Source organism: Enterococcus sp. DIV0724b (genome assembly GCF_050531475.1).
Taxonomy (GTDB): Bacteria; Bacillota; Bacilli; order Lactobacillales; family Enterococcaceae; genus Enterococcus_L; species Enterococcus_L haemoperoxidus.
The window spans coordinates 2,648,898-2,668,140 of the sequence record NZ_CP172890.1; the positions used below are offsets into that span (position 1 = coordinate 2,648,898).

Annotated in this window: 21 protein-coding genes and 1 tRNA gene; 4 read left to right on the top strand and 18 right to left on the bottom strand. The window is 36.3% G+C overall.

The window, feature by feature from the left end:
• Positions 1–23: 23 nt before the first annotated feature.
• Positions 24–938: a YihY/virulence factor BrkB family protein gene (locus IGJ02_RS12190; RefSeq protein ID WP_010762921.1), complete on the bottom strand. Its 915-nt coding sequence runs from the start codon at positions 936–938 to the stop codon at positions 24–26.
• A gap of 19 nt (positions 939–957) precedes the next feature.
• A complete protein-coding gene (gene map, locus IGJ02_RS12195; protein WP_430602163.1) occupies positions 958–1,722 on the bottom strand; it encodes a type I methionyl aminopeptidase in 765 nt (254 codons plus the stop codon).
• A 501-nt stretch (positions 1,723–2,223) separates the two neighbouring features.
• Here map and IGJ02_RS12200 point away from each other — a divergent pair.
• Positions 2,224–2,667, top strand: coding sequence for a flavodoxin (locus tag IGJ02_RS12200; RefSeq protein ID WP_010762919.1), 444 nt, complete (start codon positions 2,224–2,226; stop codon positions 2,665–2,667).
• A gap of 83 nt (positions 2,668–2,750) precedes the next feature.
• On the opposite strand, the gene IGJ02_RS12205 is transcribed toward IGJ02_RS12200, so the two are convergent.
• Positions 2,751–3,323 (bottom strand): TetR/AcrR family transcriptional regulator, encoded by a 573-nt coding sequence (locus tag IGJ02_RS12205; RefSeq protein ID WP_010762918.1) that lies wholly within the window; start codon positions 3,321–3,323, stop codon positions 2,751–2,753.
• 255 nt (positions 3,324–3,578) lie between these two features.
• Here IGJ02_RS12205 and IGJ02_RS12210 point away from each other — a divergent pair, with 255 nt between their 5' ends.
• Positions 3,579–4,817 (top strand): aminopeptidase, encoded by a 1,239-nt coding sequence (locus IGJ02_RS12210; protein WP_430602164.1) that lies wholly within the window; start codon positions 3,579–3,581, stop codon positions 4,815–4,817.
• A 63-nt stretch (positions 4,818–4,880) separates the two neighbouring features.
• Positions 4,881–5,531, top strand: a complete 651-nt coding sequence (locus IGJ02_RS12215) for a uracil-DNA glycosylase (protein WP_430602165.1) — start codon at positions 4,881–4,883, stop codon at positions 5,529–5,531.
• 102 nt (positions 5,532–5,633) lie between these two features.
• Here the strand turns inward: IGJ02_RS12215 and IGJ02_RS12220 are convergent.
• Positions 5,634–5,707: transfer RNA gene (locus tag IGJ02_RS12220), tRNA-Arg, on the bottom strand.
• A gap of 99 nt (positions 5,708–5,806) precedes the next feature.
• Entirely contained in the window at positions 5,807–5,929 is a 123-nt protein-coding gene (locus IGJ02_RS12225; RefSeq protein WP_010762915.1) for a hypothetical protein, read from the bottom strand.
• Between the two features lie 180 nt (positions 5,930–6,109).
• Here IGJ02_RS12225 and IGJ02_RS12230 point away from each other — a divergent pair, with 180 nt between their 5' ends.
• Positions 6,110–6,256, top strand: coding sequence for a hypothetical protein (locus tag IGJ02_RS12230; RefSeq protein WP_010762914.1), 147 nt, complete (start codon positions 6,110–6,112; stop codon positions 6,254–6,256).
• A gap of 52 nt (positions 6,257–6,308) precedes the next feature.
• Here IGJ02_RS12230 and IGJ02_RS12235 read toward each other — a convergent pair whose 3' ends face one another.
• From IGJ02_RS12235 to IGJ02_RS12295, 13 genes are all read right to left on the bottom strand, one after another.
• On the bottom strand, positions 6,309–7,505 hold the full coding sequence (locus tag IGJ02_RS12235) for a GNAT family N-acetyltransferase (protein WP_430602166.1): 1,197 nt from the start codon (positions 7,503–7,505) through the stop codon (positions 6,309–6,311).
• A 178-nt stretch (positions 7,506–7,683) separates the two neighbouring features.
• The gene (locus tag IGJ02_RS12240) at positions 7,684–9,087 is read right to left on the bottom strand and encodes a PTS sugar transporter subunit IIC (protein ID WP_430602167.1); all 1,404 of its coding nucleotides are present in this window, start codon (positions 9,085–9,087) and stop codon (positions 7,684–7,686) included.
• A gap of 273 nt (positions 9,088–9,360) precedes the next feature.
• Complete coding sequence (locus IGJ02_RS12245; protein WP_010762911.1) at positions 9,361–9,774, bottom strand: DUF3284 domain-containing protein; 414 nt, start codon at positions 9,772–9,774, stop codon at positions 9,361–9,363.
• Positions 9,774–9,971 carry a DUF3188 domain-containing protein gene (locus tag IGJ02_RS12250; protein WP_071878630.1) on the bottom strand — a complete coding sequence of 66 codons (198 nt, stop codon included), beginning with the start codon at positions 9,969–9,971 and terminating at the stop codon, positions 9,774–9,776. Before IGJ02_RS12250 ends, IGJ02_RS12245 begins: the two co-directional genes overlap by 1 nt.
• A gap of 20 nt (positions 9,972–9,991) precedes the next feature.
• Positions 9,992–10,210: a hypothetical protein gene (locus IGJ02_RS12255; protein ID WP_430602168.1), complete on the bottom strand. Its 219-nt coding sequence runs from the start codon at positions 10,208–10,210 to the stop codon at positions 9,992–9,994.
• 68 nt (positions 10,211–10,278) lie between these two features.
• Complete coding sequence (locus IGJ02_RS12260) at positions 10,279–11,733, bottom strand: PTS sugar transporter subunit IIC (RefSeq protein ID WP_010762908.1); 1,455 nt, start codon at positions 11,731–11,733, stop codon at positions 10,279–10,281.
• 132 nt (positions 11,734–11,865) lie between these two features.
• Positions 11,866–12,186, bottom strand: a complete 321-nt coding sequence (locus IGJ02_RS12265) for a PTS lactose/cellobiose transporter subunit IIA (protein WP_010762907.1) — start codon at positions 12,184–12,186, stop codon at positions 11,866–11,868.
• Positions 12,187–12,220: 34 nt separating this feature from the next.
• Positions 12,221–12,541, bottom strand: a complete 321-nt coding sequence (locus IGJ02_RS12270) for a PTS sugar transporter subunit IIB (protein ID WP_010762906.1) — start codon at positions 12,539–12,541, stop codon at positions 12,221–12,223.
• A gap of 215 nt (positions 12,542–12,756) precedes the next feature.
• Entirely contained in the window at positions 12,757–14,154 is a 1,398-nt protein-coding gene (locus tag IGJ02_RS12275) for a glycoside hydrolase family 1 protein (RefSeq protein ID WP_430602169.1), read from the bottom strand.
• Between the two features lie 107 nt (positions 14,155–14,261).
• Positions 14,262–15,554: a PTS sugar transporter subunit IIC gene (locus IGJ02_RS12280; protein ID WP_430602170.1), complete on the bottom strand. Its 1,293-nt coding sequence runs from the start codon at positions 15,552–15,554 to the stop codon at positions 14,262–14,264.
• Positions 15,555–15,663: 109 nt separating this feature from the next.
• Positions 15,664–15,984 (bottom strand): PTS lactose/cellobiose transporter subunit IIA, encoded by a 321-nt coding sequence (locus IGJ02_RS12285; protein ID WP_010762907.1) that lies wholly within the window; start codon positions 15,982–15,984, stop codon positions 15,664–15,666.
• Positions 15,985–16,017: 33 nt separating this feature from the next.
• Positions 16,018–16,338 (bottom strand): PTS sugar transporter subunit IIB, encoded by a 321-nt coding sequence (locus tag IGJ02_RS12290; RefSeq protein ID WP_430602171.1) that lies wholly within the window; start codon positions 16,336–16,338, stop codon positions 16,018–16,020.
• 149 nt (positions 16,339–16,487) lie between these two features.
• The gene (locus IGJ02_RS12295; RefSeq protein WP_010762902.1) at positions 16,488–19,202 is read right to left on the bottom strand and encodes a sigma 54-interacting transcriptional regulator; all 2,715 of its coding nucleotides are present in this window, start codon (positions 19,200–19,202) and stop codon (positions 16,488–16,490) included.
• Positions 19,203–19,243 lie beyond the last annotated feature (41 nt).

Genomic DNA, 19,243 nt, shown 5'->3' on the forward strand with positions numbered 1-19,243 from the left:
TTATTGAATCAAAAGTATTCGATCTATTTCTTTAATTTTTCTTTTATTTTATCCACTAGTCGGTTAATCAAACCATAGCGGTGCTGAATTTTTTCATTCGATATATATTCTTTGACCACGGCATTGATGATACCACCTAAAATAATGATCGTTGCCGCAAAATTCAGCCACAACATCAATATAATAAAACTTCCTATAATTTGATAGCTGGCGATTTTTGAGCTGAAGTATTTAATATACAAACCAAATGCTTGTGACAATAACATCCAGCCCACAGTCGCGAACACAGCACCTGGGATAATCGAACGAAAATTCAGCTTCGCATTAGGAACGACACGATAAATCAAACACATAATAACAAGTAAGACCAATGACGTGACCGGCCACTTCAACGCTTGAAAGGTATCAATAAAATCAGTTGAAAAATGGAATATTGGTTGTAATAAATCTAAAATCGTTTTGCCTAAACCTAAAACACCGACAACACCGACGATTGCTATCATGAACAATAGAATAACAAGCAAAGACATTATGCGGACAATAATAAAGTTTTTACGTTGCTCAACACCAAAGGCTTTATTCATTGCTGTCTGCAGTGCGTTGATACTTTGACTAGCACTCCATAAAGCTGCCAATGCAGAGATCGAAAGCAAGCCGCCAGAACGTTGTGTCAACAGGGATTGGATTGCGGGTTTTAAGTCATCAAAAATGGCCTTTGGAATTGCTTCAGCAATATATGGTAGCACTTCGTTTGGATCAATATGTAAATACGGCAGGAGATTTCCCACCGCAATCAATAGAGGAAACAGGGACAAAAGTAAATAGTACGCCACAACGACCGACGTATTTCCAATCTCTGAATCAATCATACGATGTTGTGTTGTTTCAATGAAACGCATTAACTTTTCATTGTTCTTTACCTTGTCCACCAGTTTCATAAAATTCTCCTCTAATTGATTAATAGGTCAATTCTTCTCCTTGAGAAGTCAAGATCTTTGGTCCTTCTTTCGTAATAGCCAATGTATGTTCAAACTGGCAGCTGATGCCGCCGTCTAAAGTATATGCTGTCCAGCCATTTGGATCCATTTTCATACGCCAAGTTCCTGTATTGACCATAGGTTCGATCGTAATAACCATTCCTTCTTTTAAACGTAACCCTTTGCCAGGCTCACCATAATGAGGAATAACCGGACTTTCATGAATAGTTGGACCAATGCCATGCCCTACAAAGTCCCTTACGACAGATAAATTTTCACTTTCAACATATGTTTGGATCGCATGTCCAATGTCGCCAATACGATTACCGACTTGTGCTTGTTCGATTCCTAGATATAATGCTTTTTTCGTAACTTCCATTAAATGGTCCAATTCAGGCGTTGATTTACCTACTACATAAGCCCAGCAAGAATCAGATACCGCACCTTTTAAATCGATACACATATCTACTTTGATCAAATCGCCATCTTTTAATGATTTTTTACGAGGAAAGCCATGACAAATTTCATCATTGATACTGCAGCATGTTGCATATTTATAATCTTCAAACCCAATTTGTGCGGCAATTCCACCGTGGCTTTCAATAAAGTCTCTAACGAATACTTCAATATCCCAGCTCGTAACACCTGGTTTGATAAACGTTCGTAAATGACGATGAACATCAGCCAGTAATTCTCCAGATTCATCCATCATTTCAATTTCTCTTGGTGATTTTAGTGTAATCATTTAATATCGTCCTCCTAAAATTTAAAAGCTGAAAGAGCTTGGTCAGCCTTGACAGAAAAATAAATGCGGTGCTCTTTACCACAATTATTTTTATCTTTTTTCACGAATCCTTCACTCCTTAGAACTTTAACTCTTAGGAATCAACGGGATCAGTGGCTAGCTCTTGAAGCTAAATAATATAAAAGCACAGCTGGCTCGTTTAGTCTCATAGATAAATAAGTTACTCGGTTTGCGATACTTTTTAATGAGCCTATTTTATCTTTCATTGGGACTAACCCAGAAAGCTAGATAATCTTTATATAAGAGTATTTTATCATAATTTATGAAAATTTCACTGAAAAGTAGTTGTTAAAAATAGATTTCACTTTTTTAACAGCCACTTACCTCTTATAAACAGCGTTATAGAAGCAACTTCTTAGAATCTACTCGCCATTTTGTAATTTACACAACCTTCATTCTTCTGATATAATCAAGGTTGTATTATTTGAAGGAGGAAATCTAATGACCTTGGCTAAAATCGTTTATGCAAGTATGACTGGAAATACAGAAGAAATCGCAGATATCGTTGCTGAAACTTTTGAAAATTTAAATATTGAAGTTGAAATCAATGAGTGCACACAAGTTGATCCAGAAGATTTTGAAGATGCTGACATCTGTGTTGTTGCGACATATACATATGGTGATGGTGAATTGCCTGATGAAATCGTAGACTTTTATGAAGAATTACAAGAAATCGATTTATCTGGAAAAACGTATGGTGTTTGTGGTTCTGGCGATACTTTTTATGATGAATTCTGTAAATCAGTGGATGACTTTGATGCTGTTTTCACAAAAATCGGTGCTACAAAAGGAGCAGATAGTGTAAAAGTCGATCTAGCTGCTGAAGAAGAAGATATTCAAAATCTCGAAGCCTTTGCTAAGAAATTAGCAGAAGCTACAAAATAGTAATTAGAACCAAAAAATTTAAACAAATGGAGGCGATAAGAAAACCAAAAACGTTTTCTTATCGCCTCCTCTTTTAATTGACATTAACTATCGATATCGATTGGTTCATCCCGCTCTAATATCTGATCGATTGCTTCTCTCATCAAACGTTCGATTTGTTGATCACTTGGATGAATGATACCAGAAGTCATCAATGCTGCAATTCCCGTTGCAACAATCCAGGTTCCCATATGAAGAGAGTTGATTTCTGTATCATTCAGTTTTTCATATTCAGAATCTTGTTTAACCGAATTAGAAAAGTAACTGTATGAAAATTCCTGCATTCTTTTTCCGCCGCCGTATTCTTCTAAATATAACGCGCGATATAACTTACTTTCATTTTTAGCAAAGTGAATATAATTTAACGCTAGATCCACAATGGTATTGCCTGTATGTGTGACAGGAAATACTTCTTTCGCCAAATATTGATGAATCTTTTCAAATAACTCTTCTTTTAAATCATCCATATTTTTAAATTCTAAGTAAATAGGTTGTGTTGAGCATTTCATTTTGGTTGCAATGTTTCGTGCGGTGAATTTCGAAAAGCCTTCAGTGGCCACTACTTCGTATGCAGCATTTAAAATCTGATCTTTAGTAATTGTTTTTTTTCTTGCCATAATCTTTCAATCCCCTCTACCTATCCTTTACAACGCTTCCATATAAATACTATAGTTATTGTAACACGATTTGTTTATTCTGCAAAATACTAGTCCTTCGAATTATAGTATTTTATTTATTTGATTATACGGGACTTTCAAGAGCTTTTTTTCAGAATTAAATAAGGTACTGAACCTGCTCGTTTGTTTGAGTTCGCACACTGTACGTGTTATGATATGAACGGTTACATGAATGAAAAACTAGGAGGTTATTCTATGACATTACCAAATTTTAATGAAACATTAAAAAAATACGCTAGACTGATTGTTGAAACAGGTGTCAATGTTCAAAAAGGTCAAAGCATTGTTTTACAAATCAGTGTTGATCAAGCACCTTTGGCTCGTTTGATTACACAAGAAGCATATAAATTAGGCGCTGGTGAAGTGATTGTTCAATGGACTGATGATATTGTTCAACGTGAATTTTTACTCCATGCAGATGAACAACATTTAGAAAATATTCCTCAATATAAAATAGACCAAACCGATGACTGGGTCAATAAAGGGGCTAGCCGCATCAGTGTTGTTTCAGCTAATCCTGATGCACTTGCAGGTGTAGACACCGATCGCGTAGCTATTTTCCAATCTGCTTCTGGTAAAGCTCTAGTCAACTTAAGAAAAGCCACTCAGGCGAATAAAGTCAGCTGGACAGTTGTTGCAGCAGCTGGTAAAGAATGGGCAGCTAAAGTTTTTCCTAACCTAGAAAATTCTGAACAACAAGTTGATGCGCTTTGGGATGAAATCTTTAAAACAACTCGTGTTTACGAAACAGATCCTGTGGCTGCATGGAAAGCTCATGACAACAAACTAGCAACAAAAGCAGATGAATTAAACAAAGAACAGTTTAAATCTTTACATTATACTGCGCCAGGAACAGACTTAGTGATTGGCTTGCCAAAAAATCATTTATGGGAAGGGGCTGGCAGTGACAACGTACGTGGTGAAAAATTCATGGCAAACATGCCAACAGAAGAAGTTTTCACTGCTCCTGATAGCCGTCATGTTGATGGCGTTGTTTCCAGCACTAAACCGTTAAGTTATGCCGGAACGACTATTTCTGGTATGAAATTTACATTTAAAGATGGTAAAGTGACTGATTTTTCTGCAGAGCAAGGCGAAGAAGTATTAGCAAAATTACTTGAAACAGATGAAGGAGCTCGTCATTTAGGCGAAGTTGCTTTGGTTCCGGACCCCTCACCGATTTCTCAATCAGGAATCACTTTCTTCAATACTCTATTTGACGAAAATGCTTCAAACCATTTAGCTTTTGGTTCTGCATATGCATTTAATCTACAAGGCGGAACTGAAATGAGCGAAGAAGAATTAAAAGATGCTGGTCTAAACCGCAGTCATACTCATGTTGATTTTATGATTGGATCTGACAAAATGGATATCGATGGTATTAGAGAAGACGGCACACGCGTTCCAATCTTCCGCAATGGCGATTGGGCTTAAAAAGAATAAAGACGTGCTGATTAAATCAATCAGTGCGTTTTTTTAGAGAGAAGACATGCAATCATGCATTATCCTAAAAAACTAGTTGAAGCAGTCGAACAAAAAATGCAAGGACACAATTTAGAAGGATTTCTTCCCGGAAAAGGACCTAAGAATGCAGTCTTAATGTTAGTTGGAGAAGCTCCGGGAGAAACAGAAATAAGAACGAAAATCCCTTTTAGTGGCAGATCAGGAAAAAAACTAGATGGTTGGCTAGCTGAATCCGATTTAAACCGAGACGATATTTACATTACGAGTGCAGTTAGAAGCAGACCTTTTAGTATAAAAAAACGACTCAATAAAAAAACCGGAATCATCGAAACCAAATACCCAAATCGAACACCTAATAAAACCGAAGTACTAGCATATGCGCCATTATTAGACTACGAAATACAGACAATTCAGCCAAAAATTCTGGTCCCCATGGGAAATATTGGTTTACAACGGCTTTTAGGGAATACGTTTAAAATTTCAAACTATCATGGACAGCTGCTCCACTCACCCATCTTAGCCTATTCAAACGAGACTAATAAACTTGCTAAAACAAGTGAAAAGTATATGCTATTTCCAATCTTTCACCCTGCAGCTATTTTTTATAATCAAAAACTTGAATCTGCTATTGAGTATGATTGGTCGTCTTTAGGTTCACTTTTAAAGAACGGTGAATTGAATTAGTTGTTCGTTATTTACCTATTGAAAAAGACAGTTTCAGTTAACTATTATTGGCACAAATAAATTAAAACACCTATCAAATCAACGTTTGACAGGTGTTTTTTACGTTCCCGACTGGAATCGAACCAGCGACCTATCGCTTAGGAGGCGATCGCTCTATCCTACTGAGCTACGAGAACATGTACTTATTTATTTTAGAAGTCTTTTCATTCAGTGTCAATGAAAAATAAAAAGAAAGCGATCCTGACACAAAAATCAAGATCACTTTCCAAAATAGTTTATTTCTTAACGTTCTTTTTGCCTTTTAGCATTTTGACTACATAAAGTCCGCCTATAACAACAGCTAATGTTTTCCCAATCTTGCCATTTCTAGCAACTTTTTCTTCTTTTGTTTTACTCATAATTATTCACTGCCTTTCATTTTAAACTTTTATACGTACCTTTAATTTATATTATAAGGACTATCAGCTGGTTCCGCTAATCATCTGCTTATGGTCAAAAAACTCGCAAAGTCTATCTATCGATGTTAAGGTTGAATTATACCATTTACGGTAAATAAAAAGAAAGCAGAGGTAACATGTATGACTGATAAAACAAAAGAAAAAGTCTTTGCTGAACGCCAAGATAATTATAAGCAGGAAAAAGAAGAGATTTTTAAAGAAGCTTTAAAAGACTATCATGAAGAAACCTCAGAAGAAATAGCGAAAGATGATAAAAACAAAGCTTAAAGTCATATAGGCGAAGTGAGTATTGAAACAACAAACTCACTTCGCCTATTTTTTAAAAGTAATCTGCTAAAATCGGTTTACCTTTTACTAAGCGCTGACCCAATGTTTGAATCAGCTTTTCTGGTCCTGTGATTTTCCCATAAAAATATAATTCACTTCCTGTACGATACCCCATAAAAAGTTGGGTCAAAACTTGGATCGTACTGCTAATCACTTCATTTTCTGTTAATGATTCAGGAATTTGTTCAAGCTTCCTGACAGTACTCAGACCCGTTTTAGTTATTTCCAATTCCCATATGCCTTTATTCCATGGACCATACTCATCTTCAACTTTAATATAATATGTTTCTTTATCTCCTTCTGTAAAAGGATATTTATCAAGAAAGCTTTCTAAATCAACGATTCTCGCCATCATAAAAGGAGTGATTTTCATTTCTACTAAAGGAGACGACATCAGATAGCTTAGATTTGTGCCATCAAACCCTGTTTCTAAATAAAATTCTCGTGATGCTCCATTATGTGAACCAATAAAACGAACAAGCGATTGAAATGCTTGATTTGTTACATAGCCCCATTCCTTAATAACAAAACGCTCTGCACTAGATTGATAGATCAAGTATCCCTGAGGATTTCCCAACTCATCTTCATAGAGCGCGAATCGATTCTTATCATCTAGACCAAATGCGTAACCAAACCACCAATCATCACGAATCACTGCTCCTCTTTGGTTACTTGGTAACTCAGAATAAATTTGCTGACAAACATTTTTGGCTTCTTTATAGGTAACTCGTTTCATTTTGCCCGGTGTGGCCTTCACGTTTGGCCAATCTTCCGCTTTGACTGTATAACTTATTTGCTCAAATATCTGCTCAAAACCATATTTTCGATAAAAAGGATACGAAAATGGGGCTAAGTAAGCAAGTTCAACTTTATTTTCAGCTAACTCTGTTAACAGCTGTTTCATAATCATTGAAATACCGCCTTGTCCCCGATATTCAGGATAAGACGAAACACAACCGATTCCGGCCATTTGATAACTTATTCCATGAAATGCTACTTTAAATGGTGTAGAAATAATTTGACTTGTTAAGGTATCCTCTGAAAAATACCCATAATTCAAAGAATGGGTAACAATATTCTTGAAACGTAATTTTCGTTTTTCTGTTGGCTCAGCATTAAAAGCATATGCCGCTAAATCAAATATCTCATCAATTTTTTCTTCACCCATAAGACGTACTTCTTTTTCCACTGTGACCACCCTAACTAAAAGTAACTATTTACTTTTCATTGTACTCCTATACAAAATGATGTCCAGAAAAAAGTGAACTCTGTCATTGAAAAAGACTAGGATATAACATTGGTAGTCATGTCCTAGTCTCATCAACTCCTATTCACTTATACTAACTAAATTTAAATGGATTTTACCGTTATTCTTCTGGCTCACCTAGATTTGGATCCATTTTATTCGCTGCAATAACAAATGGAGCCCAAATCACAAATGCCACAGCCAAATTGACAATCGTTAAGACAATTGCCCGCCAATCACCAGCTGTTGCTAAGAAACCACTAATAATCGTTGGCATTACCCAAATCACATTTACAACAACAGGATTCACTAATCCAGCCATTGTTGCAAAATAAGCGATCGTAGCTGTTGCTATCGGTGCTAGGATAAATGGAATCAACATAATTGGATTCAACACGACTGGCATCCCAAACATCACTGGTTCATTGATATTGAATAAGCCTGGTCCTATGCCAAGTTTTCCAACCGTTTTATAATCCGCCCGTTTAGATAAAAGCAGGATTGAAATAATCAAGACCAGTGTCACACCAGCTCCACCAGGCCAAACGAATGCCTCAAAGGAACCGGCAACCCATTTATAAGGGATTTCTTTTCCTTGTTGATAAGCATTGGTGTTATCAACCATCGCAACACCATAAATCGATTGTAAAACCGGCGACATGATATTCGTTCCATGAAGTCCAAAGAACCACAAAACATGTACTAACAACACAATCAATAGAACAGCGCCATATCCTTGAGACAAACCGAGCAATGGCGTTTGAATCGATTCAGAGATCCAGTCGATCAATAATTTTCCTGTTAATTGTTCAAATACATGATAAATCAAACCTGAAACATATAAAGCAGTGACACCAGGAATAATCGCAGCAAATGCTTTAGAAACTGCTGGCGGTACTGAATCAGGCATTTTTATAACAATATTTTTCTTAATCAATTTAGCAAATATAATAACAGAAATAAACCCAAAAATCATTGCTGTAAACAAACCTGTTCCACCCATGTATTTACTAAATGGGAAATACCCCCAAGCACCTGCGTCAACCGCTGAAACACCATCAACCGTATTAACCGTGGCACCTGCATCCGTAAAAAGTTGGGCAACATTCTTTGGTAATTTTTCAGCCAAAGTAACTGTTGCACTTGCACTTTGTGGTAAACCAATAAAAAATGCCGCTAATGATACGAGCATACCTGATAAAGCATCCACATCATACGCTCTAGCAACGTTATAACCCAAAGATGCGGCAAAAACAACGGCCATGATCGCTAAAGTCCCCGTCCACACTAAGCCATTTATCGCAATCACCGGTGTAAAGAAACTAGTAATTGCATTTCCTTCTCCTAAATACGTGTTAGGAAAGTCACGCATAAACGCATTTAGTAAAACTGCAATAGCGCCAGCCATCGTCACCGGCATCATACCAATAAATGCATCTCTAAGTGCCACTAAATGCTTCTGTGCCCCAATCTTCGCAGCTACAGGTAAAATGTACCGTTCCATCCACGCTGTTAATCCATTCATTTTTTGTCCTCCCAAAATTTTTTTATTTAAAAAGCTTTCACTTTCTAAAGCAAATCCGTACTAACCAAAACAATAAACAATCTAGACCCCAAAATGTTGTATCAATATAATCTTACATTCTTATAATAAGCAAAAATCATGCCAAATTGATCTAGACCAAAACCTGATGATTATAAAGCGCTTTCTCAACACACTACTTTACACACGAATTACACTGTGCGTTTTGTGTGTAAAAAAATGCAAAAAAAAAAGAGTGCCTTTTTGACACTCTCATCAATATGATTCTTCCATCATTTTTAACATTTTAGTAAACTGGCGTTTTTTAAAAAACATAAGGATAGTGCCAAGTACGGCATCATTCATTTTTTGTAAAAAACCATATGATTCCATTTTCTCATTATAATGAATCTCACACGACTTTTCATCTAATGGTTTAATATCATATTGAACCAAGAAATCATTTTTTGTTGTAGATGTTCGAAAATGGTAAGATGTATTTTCAACAAGTTTTTCTACTTTGATACGTGCTCGGCTATTTTTTGAAAATTCCTTAACATATTCAAAGTTGTTTAACTGTTTTCTTGTTAAGCTTTTGCCCGTATGCTTACGTATATCAAACAAAACAGAATCCATGACTTGGTCATAAAAAACAGATGCTGGAATATTCATTTTTTTTATAATTTCCATTATCTTTTCACCTCGTTGCTATCTTTCTTATTTTGTTCTTCTTTCTTTCTGCCTTTGAAGAAAAAGTACCCTCCAACAACCACTAAGAAAATACCTGTAGTCATACTTAACAAATCATATTGCATTGATGCAGGATTAAGCGCATATAAAATTATAATTAAGCCAATACTGCATACAAACAAACCATTTCTTACCATTTTACATCCATCCAATCTTTTTAAACTGCAGCTGCTTGGAAGAACAAGACACCGCCCCAAGGTTGTGCTTTGATTAGTTCTTTTGCTTTTTTCGCTGCTTCTTCTTTGTCTCCTGTGACATCAAATGCTAATTTGATTCCTTTTTTTTCTTTGAAAGTGTATGTAAAATCGCCACCATCATAGTTCTCTAATAATTTTTTGATTTCTTCTTGTTGCATTGCACTAGCAATTGTGATCATTTTAAGCTCTCCTTAATAAAGCAGTTACTTTCACCTCATTAGAAGTGAAAGTAACAGACTATTTAATTTTATTCGAAATCAGTTGGTTCCATTCTATTAGCCGCAATAACAAACGGTGTCCAGATAAGGAATGTAACAACCATACAGACAATCGTTACGATTGGTGCTCTCCAATCGGCCCCTGTTGCTAAGAATGATAGCAAGATTGGCGGTACAACCCAAGTTACTTGTTGTGATACTGGTGCGACTAATCCAAAGTATGTTGCTAACCAGCCGATTGTTGTTGCAACAACTGGTGCTACTAAGAATGGTACAAACATGATTGCATTTAATACGATCGGTAAACCAAACATGATTGGTTCGTTGATGTTGAAAATACCAGGTCCTAATGATAATTTACCAACAGTTAGGTAATCTGCACGTTTAGAGAATAGCAAGATAGCAATAATCAAGACGATCGTACCACCTGAACCCCCAAACCATGCAAAGGCATCAAATGAACCACGAACCCACATGTAGGCTTTTCCATCATCAATAGCTTTCAAGACAGCTGGCGTACCAGTTAAGCCTTTGTAACCTTTTTGGAAAATATCGATATTGATTAATTGTGCTTGTCCCCAGATACCTTCTAAAACTGGTGCCAATACATTTGGACCATGGATACCGAAGAACCAGAAAATTTGAACGAAGATCGTTACGATCAATACTGCACCCAGACCTTGAGATAACCCCAAGAATGGTTCCGCAATATATTTTTGAACAAGATCGATGATCAATTGTCCATCCGTTAATTTCCCTACTACAAAGTTAATAATTGCAATAACATATAATGCGATCGTTGCAGGTAAAATAGCAGCGAAAGCTTTTGATACTGCTGGCGGAACTGAATCAGGCATTTTGATTGTGATGTTCGCCAACATTAATTTACAGAAAATGATTACAGAAATTGCACCCATGATCATGACTGTGAAGTATGCATTCCCATTCAAGTGATCTAGTTTTAACCAACCCCAACCACCAGCCGTTAAGCCTTCAGCTGTTGCTGACCAACCACTTGTTGCTGAGTTTTCATTGATTGTATTCATTAATTCTTTAGGAATTGCTGTCTCTAATGTATTAGAGTAAGAAAATGCGATTCCTTGAATCAATGTTGCCAAACCAACGATACCACCAGCTAAGTCGTTTACTTTGTATGCTCTTGCTAAATTATACCCCCAAGAAAAGGCAAAAATCAAACCCGCAATTGCCAAAGTACCATTCCAAACAAACCCGTTGATCCCAATAATAACATTAATAACTGCAAAGATCCCTTTGTCTGCTGCAAGGTTTGCTGCATAGTCAGAGAAAAATTGTTGCGGCAGGTCACGAATTATCGCGTTGATCATAACTGCGATCGACCCCGCCATTGTTGCCGGCATTGTTCCGATAAACGCATCACGTAATGCTACTAAGTGTTTCTGAGCACCAATTTTACCGGCTACAGGCAGAATGTACTTCTCCATCCAGGCTGTTAATCCATCCATTTTTTAATTCCTCCTATAAATAATATTTATCTAAAGAGCGATTAAACTCCTTAAAACAAAGTAGTTGTTAAAGTCCCGTTCAAAAAACTTTAACCTCTATTTTCTTCCGTTCAAAAAAGAAAATAACACAGATTATTCGTTATCCATACGACGGTATAAATCAATAATCTCTTTTGCTAAATCAGTAAAAGCAATCGCTGTCATTAAATGATCCTGACTATGAACAGTCAATAAAGTTACTTGAATATGATTGCCTTGTGCTTCTTGTGTTAGCATTCCTGTTTGAGAATGATGTGCTTGAACTAAAGATTCCTCTGCATCAACGATTTTTTGATCTGCTAATTCAAAATCTCCTGCTTTGGCTGCAGCAATCGCTTCCATTGCATCGCTCTTGGCATTCCCTCCATACATAATCAAACCCATGACTGCTTCTAAATTTTGTTGATCTTCCACGTTTGTAACTCCGTTCATTTTTTATTTTTACTTTTTAGTTATCCATTAAAGCAATCGCTTGGTCAAGGACTTTCTCACCATTCATCATGCCATAATCAGACATGTTGATTACGTCAAATGGGATACCTTTAGGTGCTAGTTTTTGTTCAAATTGAGATTTCATAAAACGAACTTGTGGACCTAAAAGTAATACGTTTACATCTTTTGCTTCTAAGTTATTGTCTGCATCTGATGCGGATACTGCAAAGATATCTGCTTCCATTCCACGATCTTCTGCTGCTTTTTGCATTTTTGTTACTAATAGACTTGTACTCATTCCTGCTGAACATACTAACATAATTGTTTTTTTAGCCATTTTATTACACTCCTTCTAAATTAATTGTATTTACACCTTTCTATAAAGCAAGAACCGTGCCAAAAAAAATATAGACCAAACCTAGTCATAACAAGGTTTTGGTCTATACAGATTGTGCACACACTACTAATCTATACGCTACACACTATATTTTGTGTGCGCTTTCTTTACTGTTATAAAGACATTTCTGTCGATTATAAGAATCTTTCTTATTTTTAGTTAAAGCCATTATTTTCAGTTAGATTTTTGAACCAGTAACCACTTTTCTTGATCGTTCTATTTGCTTCATTGTCTAAATCAACCGCTATAAACCCATAGCGATTTTTATAGGCATTCAACCACGACCAGTTATCCATACATGTCCACATATGATATCCTTGAACTTGGCTTCCTTCTTGAATTGCTTGATGCACCCATTTTAGATGATCTGTTACAAATTCGATTCGATAATCATCTTCGATCATTCCTTCAGCATTCACAAAACGTTCTTCCCCTTCAACACCCATGCCATTTTCAGAAATATAACAACGGATATTGCCATAGTTTTCTTTCAAGTTCATTAAGGTGTCATAAATGCCTTTTTCATAAATTTCCCAACCACGATATGGGTTCATTTTTTTCCCTGGCATATCATACACATCATAAAAATCTTCTGGTAAGATACCATTACTTGATATTTCTATTGGTGATTCTTTGGCTTTTACTCTACGAGGTTGGTAATAATTTACACCTAAAAGATCGATTGTATTTTCAGCGATCACAGCTAGATCTTCAGGAGTTGTTTCCGGCATCAAATCTTGTTCTTTGACCCATGCTACTATATCTTCAGGAAAATGACCTTTTACAGCAGGATCTAAAAATGACCGATTAAACAACCCATCGACGAAACGAGCAGCTTTAACATCTTCTTCATTTTCAGGATTTCTAGGATAACTTGGTGTCAAATTAAGAACGATTCCGATTTCTCCAGTTAAATTCATATTATGATATACTTCAATCGCTTTCGCACTAGCTAATGCTTCGTGATACGCAACTTGAACCCCGTGTTTTAAGTTTACTTCTTCTGGATAATGCCAGCCATATAAGTAACCACCTTCAACCGGCACGATCGGTTCATTATGTGTAAACCATTTTTTCACACGGTCTCCAAATAATTCAAAACAAGTTTTAGCATAAAACACATACTGATCGACAACATCACGATTCAACCAACCACCTTGTTCTTGCAATACCATTGGCATATCAAAATGATATAAATTCATGAAAGGTTCAATGCCTTGCTCTAATAAGCTATTGATTACGTCATTATAAAATTCGACGGCTTTTGGATTAACTTGGCCCGTTTTTGGATCAGGAATCAGTCGACTCCATTGGATCGATGTTCGAAAAGAATTATGGCCGGTCGCTTTCATTAATTGAATATCTTCGTGGTATTTTTTATAAAACTGGGAAGTCTTATCTGGCCCTACTCTATTAAAAAATTTTTCAGGTTTTTCTTCGTACCAAAAATCCCATATATTTTGAGCTTTTCCATCACCTTCAAAGACACCTTCTGTTTGAGGTCCGCTTGCTGCAGATCCCCACCAAAAACCTTCTGGAAACTGATAATTCATATTCATCATCTCCTAAAATAATTTTATTTGAAAAATAGATAAAATCTCTCAAAAATCGAGCCAAACGTGGCTTTCTCTTGAGGAAATTTTATCTATTCGTTCTATCATTAAGCTTGTGTGTGTTCTTCTTGAGCTAACGCTGCTGATTCTTGTTTTAAGAATTGATCCGTTGCGACTTTAACGAACGGAATATAAATCAATACAGAGATTAGCAAGTTCACTGCAGCTAATACTCCGCCGGCAATACTCTTCGTTGCTAAGAATCCACCAATAATTGGAGGTGTTACCCATGGTGGCATAAATGTCGCAGCTGGAACAAGACCTGTTGACGTTGCAATATATGCTGTTGTTACTAGAACCATCGGTGTAATGATAAATGGAATAAACATGATCGGATTCAATACAATCGGTAGTCCAAACATTACTGGCTCATTAATATTAAAAATACCTGGTGCTAAACTTAAGTTTGTGATTACTTTAAATGGTTTGTTTTTACGTCCTACTAAGAAGATTGCAATCAACAATCCTAATGTAGCACCTGTTCCACCTAAGTTTACAAATGAATCAAAGAAAGGTTTGTTCACGATATAAGGAATTTTTTCTCCTGCTTCTAGTGCTTTGATGTTGGCATCAATTGCAGGTACATTAATCGTTTGCATCAATGGATCGACCATATTCGCACCATGTAACCCAAAGAACCATAAGAAAGGTGTAATAAATGCTAGTAGTAATGCTGATGGGTAGCTGTTTGCTAATCCCATAAATGGTTTTTGAACTGCTTCGTAGAATGATACTACGATATTTTCAACTCCAAAGCCTAATAAAATTGATGTGATCAAACTAAACAGGCTGATTGTGATCATTGCAGGTAATAATGCTGCGAATGATTTAGCAACCGCTGGTGGTACACCATCCGGCATTTTGATGACTAATTTATCATTTCCAACTAATCTTTGGAAAATTTCTCCTGAAATAAGTGCAATAACTAGAGCAATAAATAATCCTGTAGCATCTGTTCCACTTAATCCACCAACTGCAAAGAATGAAGCAACTGAAACTGTCCCTGCCGCAATTCCGTCTTTACCGTAAGATTTTACTAAGTTATATGCTACTAAAAAGGCAACTAAAATTGAAAAAATAGCAAATGTTCCATTCCAAATATTGCCACCAAAACTTTTCCAAATCGGTGCATCGTTGACCATCATTGGGAATAATTTATCCATTAATTCTTGAAATCCAGGTATTGGTAAACTATTGATAAGTACCGCTAGTGCTCCTAAAATCATTAATGGCATCGTAACGACAAACGCATCACGAATGGCCACTAAGTGGCGTTGAGCCGCAATCACTGAGGCTTTTGGCATAAAATGTTTTTCCATCCATTGAACAAATCCGTCCATTTCTTGTAAATCCCCCTAAACAATATTTATCTAAAAAGCTATTATGCTCTTCAAATCAGTTTTGACTAATGTTCCGTATCTAAACGGTTCGTTTTTTATTTTATTTCTCTTATTCGTTATCCATACGACGATATAAATCAATGATCTCTTTTGCTAAATCAGTAAAAGCGATCGCTGTCATCAAGTGATCTTGACTATGAACAGTCAATAAAGTTACTTGAATATGATTGCCTTGTGCTTCTTGTGTTAGCATTCCTGTTTGAGAATGATGTGCTTGAACTAAAGATTCCTCTGCATCAACGATTTTTTGATCTGCTAATTCGAAATCTCCTGCTTTAGCCGCAGCAATCGCTTCCATTGCATCGCTTTTAGCATTTCCTCCATACATGATTAATCCCATAACTGCTTCTAAATTTTGTTGATCTTCCATATTCTAAAACCCCATTCATTTTTATTTTATTGATTATTGTTCCATCAAAGCAATTGCTTGATCCAACACTTTTTCGCCGTTCATCATACCATAATCTGACATGTTGATTACGTCGAAAGGAATTCCTTTAGGTGCTAGTTTTTGTTCAAATTGAGATTTCATGAAACGAACTTGCGGGCCTAAAAGTAATACGTTTACATCCTTTGCTTCTAAGTTATTGTCTGCATCTGATGCGGATACTGCAAAGATATCTGCTTCCATTCCACGATCTTCTGCTGCTTTTTGCATTTTTGTTACAAGTAAACTTGTGCTCATTCCTGCTGAACAGACAAGCATGATTGTTTTTTTAGTCATTTTTGCCACTCCTTTGAATTTAATTTTACTTACACTTTTATATAAGCAAGAAGCGTGCCAAAAAAAATATAGACCAAACCCCTTATATTATAACGGTTTTGGTCTATACATTTTGTGTACACACTATTATTTTTTTAAATACACACTACTTATTTTTGTTTGTATTCTGTAACTAATTCAATTCTGTTTTCTAAAAACAATTGTGTTAAGTGTGCAATATCTGACTCGGTAAAGGCTAAGCGATAGGCCTTTTCGATCGTCATTAAATTTGTTCTAGTGACATCTGTTTCTAGACGATTCTTTTTCATAAATTCAGTAAGATTATCAAATTCTTTTGATTTTTCCCCTTTTAATATCGCATCTATCAAAAAGGCTAAGTGAATCACGATCCCTGCATCAACACCAGGTTCTACTATAATATGCATATCTGTTTGAATTTGATGTACTGTTTTTTGTAACATGACAATCAATTTTTGTAGGGAATCTACTGCTGTAATCGTGCCACCTAACGATTTTACGATTTTCTCCGTTGGGACTTCATCACCTGCAATTCGTTTCAGCACATTCAATTTTTCATCATCAAAAATATCATAAGCTGAAAAGAAGGGAATGTTCTGATATTCAACATCAACTGTTCCAGCAATCGCTTTAATTTCGTAATCTTCCATTAAACTATCAATGTGCTTTTTAAATGCTTCTCGTTCTAAAAACTGCATTTGGATGATTTCTACTTTGTTTTCATCGATCACAGGTAAAATGCGTTGATATAATTTTGCTGCTACGCCTTCTCCAGTGAAACAGGTCACAACTACTGCTTTCTTAATATCTTCACGATTTTGCGGACTGCTTCTGAACTGCTCTCTAATAATACCTTCAAAAGACATTTGGATATTTTGATAAATATCTTCTAAACTTCGTCCCACACTTGCCATACGTATCGCTTCTAAAACGATCATCGTACTCGTCATTGTGATCGCTTTTGTCCGAATACCTGTTTCTTCAAAAATCAGGTTTCCAAAAGAGTTCAGTGAGCCCATATCCGTTAAAAGTAACATACCATTTACGAGTTTATCACGATGGTTCATGACAAAGCTTTTTAGCTGTTCATACATGGTTTGAACTTCCATCGTAAGTGGCATGTTCATTGCAACACCGGTTTCTGTTCCAAGTAATTCCTGCGCTGTTTTCAACATACTGGAAGCCGTAGAATCCCCATGCATCAGAACTACTACCCCAACATTATTGGCATGGACTTTTTCTTTACTGCCAACATTGATGGATAAAAACATACTAATAAAACCGATTTCATCAAAAGGAATTTCTATATTGTTTTCTTCTTCGATGATAGCAGATAGATCCATTGCTACTTGAAATTCTTTTTTCATTTTTTTTCTGACGTTATTTAAATTGGGATGAACGATAACATGCCCTTCTCTAACTCGTTCGATCGTACTTTGTAAATGCAATGCAAAGGCAAAACGGGCTTTTTCATTATAGGTACGTTCTAATCTTTTTTCTGCGATATCATATAGATGATCTGTCAATTTCCAAATTGGTTCCGGCAGCAATTCTTTATGCACAGGATTTTGCGTTAATTCGTCCACGTAGGTTTGAAAATAAGCATCCATATCGCTTGAGATCAGCTGTTCTAAATTGACATTCTCCAATTCGTTCGCTGATAATGTCGCAACTTTTTCTTCAATTTCATTATAGACTTGCATATCTCGAGCTGGATCTTGGGACCAAACCACTTCATTAGTGCCTGGCTCAAAACTCAGATAATTGCTTTTGCTGTCAACAAATCGGTCTAGACGATCAGAAACCTCTTTGATTTTTAATAAGCCTTTTTGTACTTGCAGTGGCAAGTCACGTTTTTGGATCACTAAACTAGATTCATCATGTGTGCGGTAATGAAGAAATGACTTGGCGCAAACGAGCTTTAAATCTCGTTTTACTTGACCAATATTGCCTTCCGCATCGTACAGCATAAAGGCTAGGATTGCTTCTCTTTTAATATCGATTCGTTGATTTAAGCGGTTTGCTTCTTGTTTAATAAATAATGAAATAATGTCATAACGTTCATCAAGTGAGCGTGCATCTAATGAAGGTAGCGTAATCGCCATAGGAATTCTACGATTAAAGGTTGTCAAAAAGCTTTCAGAAGATTCCGTTGTTGCACCAATGATTTGAACAGAAGCCTCATAAGTTTGACCGCTTTCACCAAGCGGACGATAAATCCCCTTATCAATAAACGTAAACAACATTTCTTGCCCTTCTGGTGGTAAGCGATGAATTTCATCAAGGAAAAGAATTCCCCCATCAGCTTTTGACATTAAACCTGGACTGTCTTCATTCGCACCAGTATAAGCCCCTTTTTTAACCCCAAAAATATGGCCAAAAAGTAATTGAGGATTCTGAGCATAATCTGCACAGTTGAAAGAAACAAACGGAGCATCAGCTGCCAGTGTTTTAGAATCAACCGCAAAATGATACATACATTCAGCAAATAGTGATTTTCCGGTTCCAGTTTCACCAAAAATAATTGTATGTAAGCCCCGCGGCGGATATAATATCGCTGCTTTTGCCTGTTGGATGCTGACCTTCAAAGAATCATGGGATCCCACTAAGTTATCAAAAGTCACCTCGCTGGAATTATCCACGTGAACTTTGTCTTCTTCGGTTACAACTGAATAGATGACTGGCCGGCCATCACTTTTAACGATTTTGTGTTCTTTAAACAATTCACTTAAATAGCGACTGGCGTTGCTTCGATCGATTGAAAGATGACTAGCGACATCGGCCGCCGTCATGCCTTCTTTTTTTAATTCTAAAACTGCTAAAATCTCGTCTTTTCTAGATTTCATGGATAGCCTCCTTAAATCATGACGTTCTTACCTTTTAACGA

Coding starts and splice junctions, on each gene's coding strand:
- IGJ02_RS12270 (WP_010762906.1), bottom strand. CDS start 12,541: ATGGCTAAAAAAACAATTATGTTAGTATGTTCAGCAGGAATGAGTACA.
- IGJ02_RS12285 (WP_010762907.1), bottom strand. CDS start 15,984: ATGGAAGATCAACAAAATTTAGAAGCAGTTATGGGATTAATCATGTAT.
- IGJ02_RS12255 (WP_430602168.1), bottom strand. CDS start 10,210: ATGATCACAATTGCTAGTGCAATGCAACAAGAAGAAATCAAAAAATTA.
- IGJ02_RS12230 (WP_010762914.1), top strand. CDS start 6,110: ATGACTGATAAAACAAAAGAAAAAGTCTTTGCTGAACGCCAAGATAAT.
- IGJ02_RS12260 (WP_010762908.1), bottom strand. CDS start 11,733: ATGGATGGATTAACAGCCTGGATGGAGAAGTACATTCTGCCTGTAGCC.
- IGJ02_RS12200 (WP_010762919.1), top strand. CDS start 2,224: ATGACCTTGGCTAAAATCGTTTATGCAAGTATGACTGGAAATACAGAA.
- IGJ02_RS12280 (WP_430602170.1), bottom strand. CDS start 15,554: ATGGACGGATTTGTTCAATGGATGGAAAAACATTTTATGCCAAAAGCC.
- IGJ02_RS12275 (WP_430602169.1), bottom strand. CDS start 14,154: ATGAATTATCAGTTTCCAGAAGGTTTTTGGTGGGGATCTGCAGCAAGC.
- IGJ02_RS12210 (WP_430602164.1), top strand. CDS start 3,579: ATGACATTACCAAATTTTAATGAAACATTAAAAAAATACGCTAGACTG.
- IGJ02_RS12240 (WP_430602167.1), bottom strand. CDS start 9,087: ATGAATGGATTAACAGCGTGGATGGAACGGTACATTTTACCTGTAGCT.
- IGJ02_RS12205 (WP_010762918.1), bottom strand. CDS start 3,323: ATGGCAAGAAAAAAAACAATTACTAAAGATCAGATTTTAAATGCTGCA.
- IGJ02_RS12215 (WP_430602165.1), top strand. CDS start 4,881: ATGCATTATCCTAAAAAACTAGTTGAAGCAGTCGAACAAAAAATGCAA.
- IGJ02_RS12225 (WP_010762915.1), bottom strand. CDS start 5,929: ATGAGTAAAACAAAAGAAGAAAAAGTTGCTAGAAATGGCAAGATTGGG.
- map (WP_430602163.1), bottom strand. CDS start 1,722: ATGATTACACTAAAATCACCAAGAGAAATTGAAATGATGGATGAATCT.
- IGJ02_RS12290 (WP_430602171.1), bottom strand. CDS start 16,338: ATGACTAAAAAAACAATCATGCTTGTCTGTTCAGCAGGAATGAGCACA.
- IGJ02_RS12245 (WP_010762911.1), bottom strand. CDS start 9,774: ATGGAAATTATAAAAAAAATGAATATTCCAGCATCTGTTTTTTATGAC.
- IGJ02_RS12295 (WP_010762902.1), bottom strand. CDS start 19,202: ATGAAATCTAGAAAAGACGAGATTTTAGCAGTTTTAGAATTAAAAAAA.
- IGJ02_RS12250 (WP_071878630.1), bottom strand. CDS start 9,971: ATGGTAAGAAATGGTTTGTTTGTATGCAGTATTGGCTTAATTATAATT.
- IGJ02_RS12190 (WP_010762921.1), bottom strand. CDS start 938: ATGAAACTGGTGGACAAGGTAAAGAACAATGAAAAGTTAATGCGTTTC.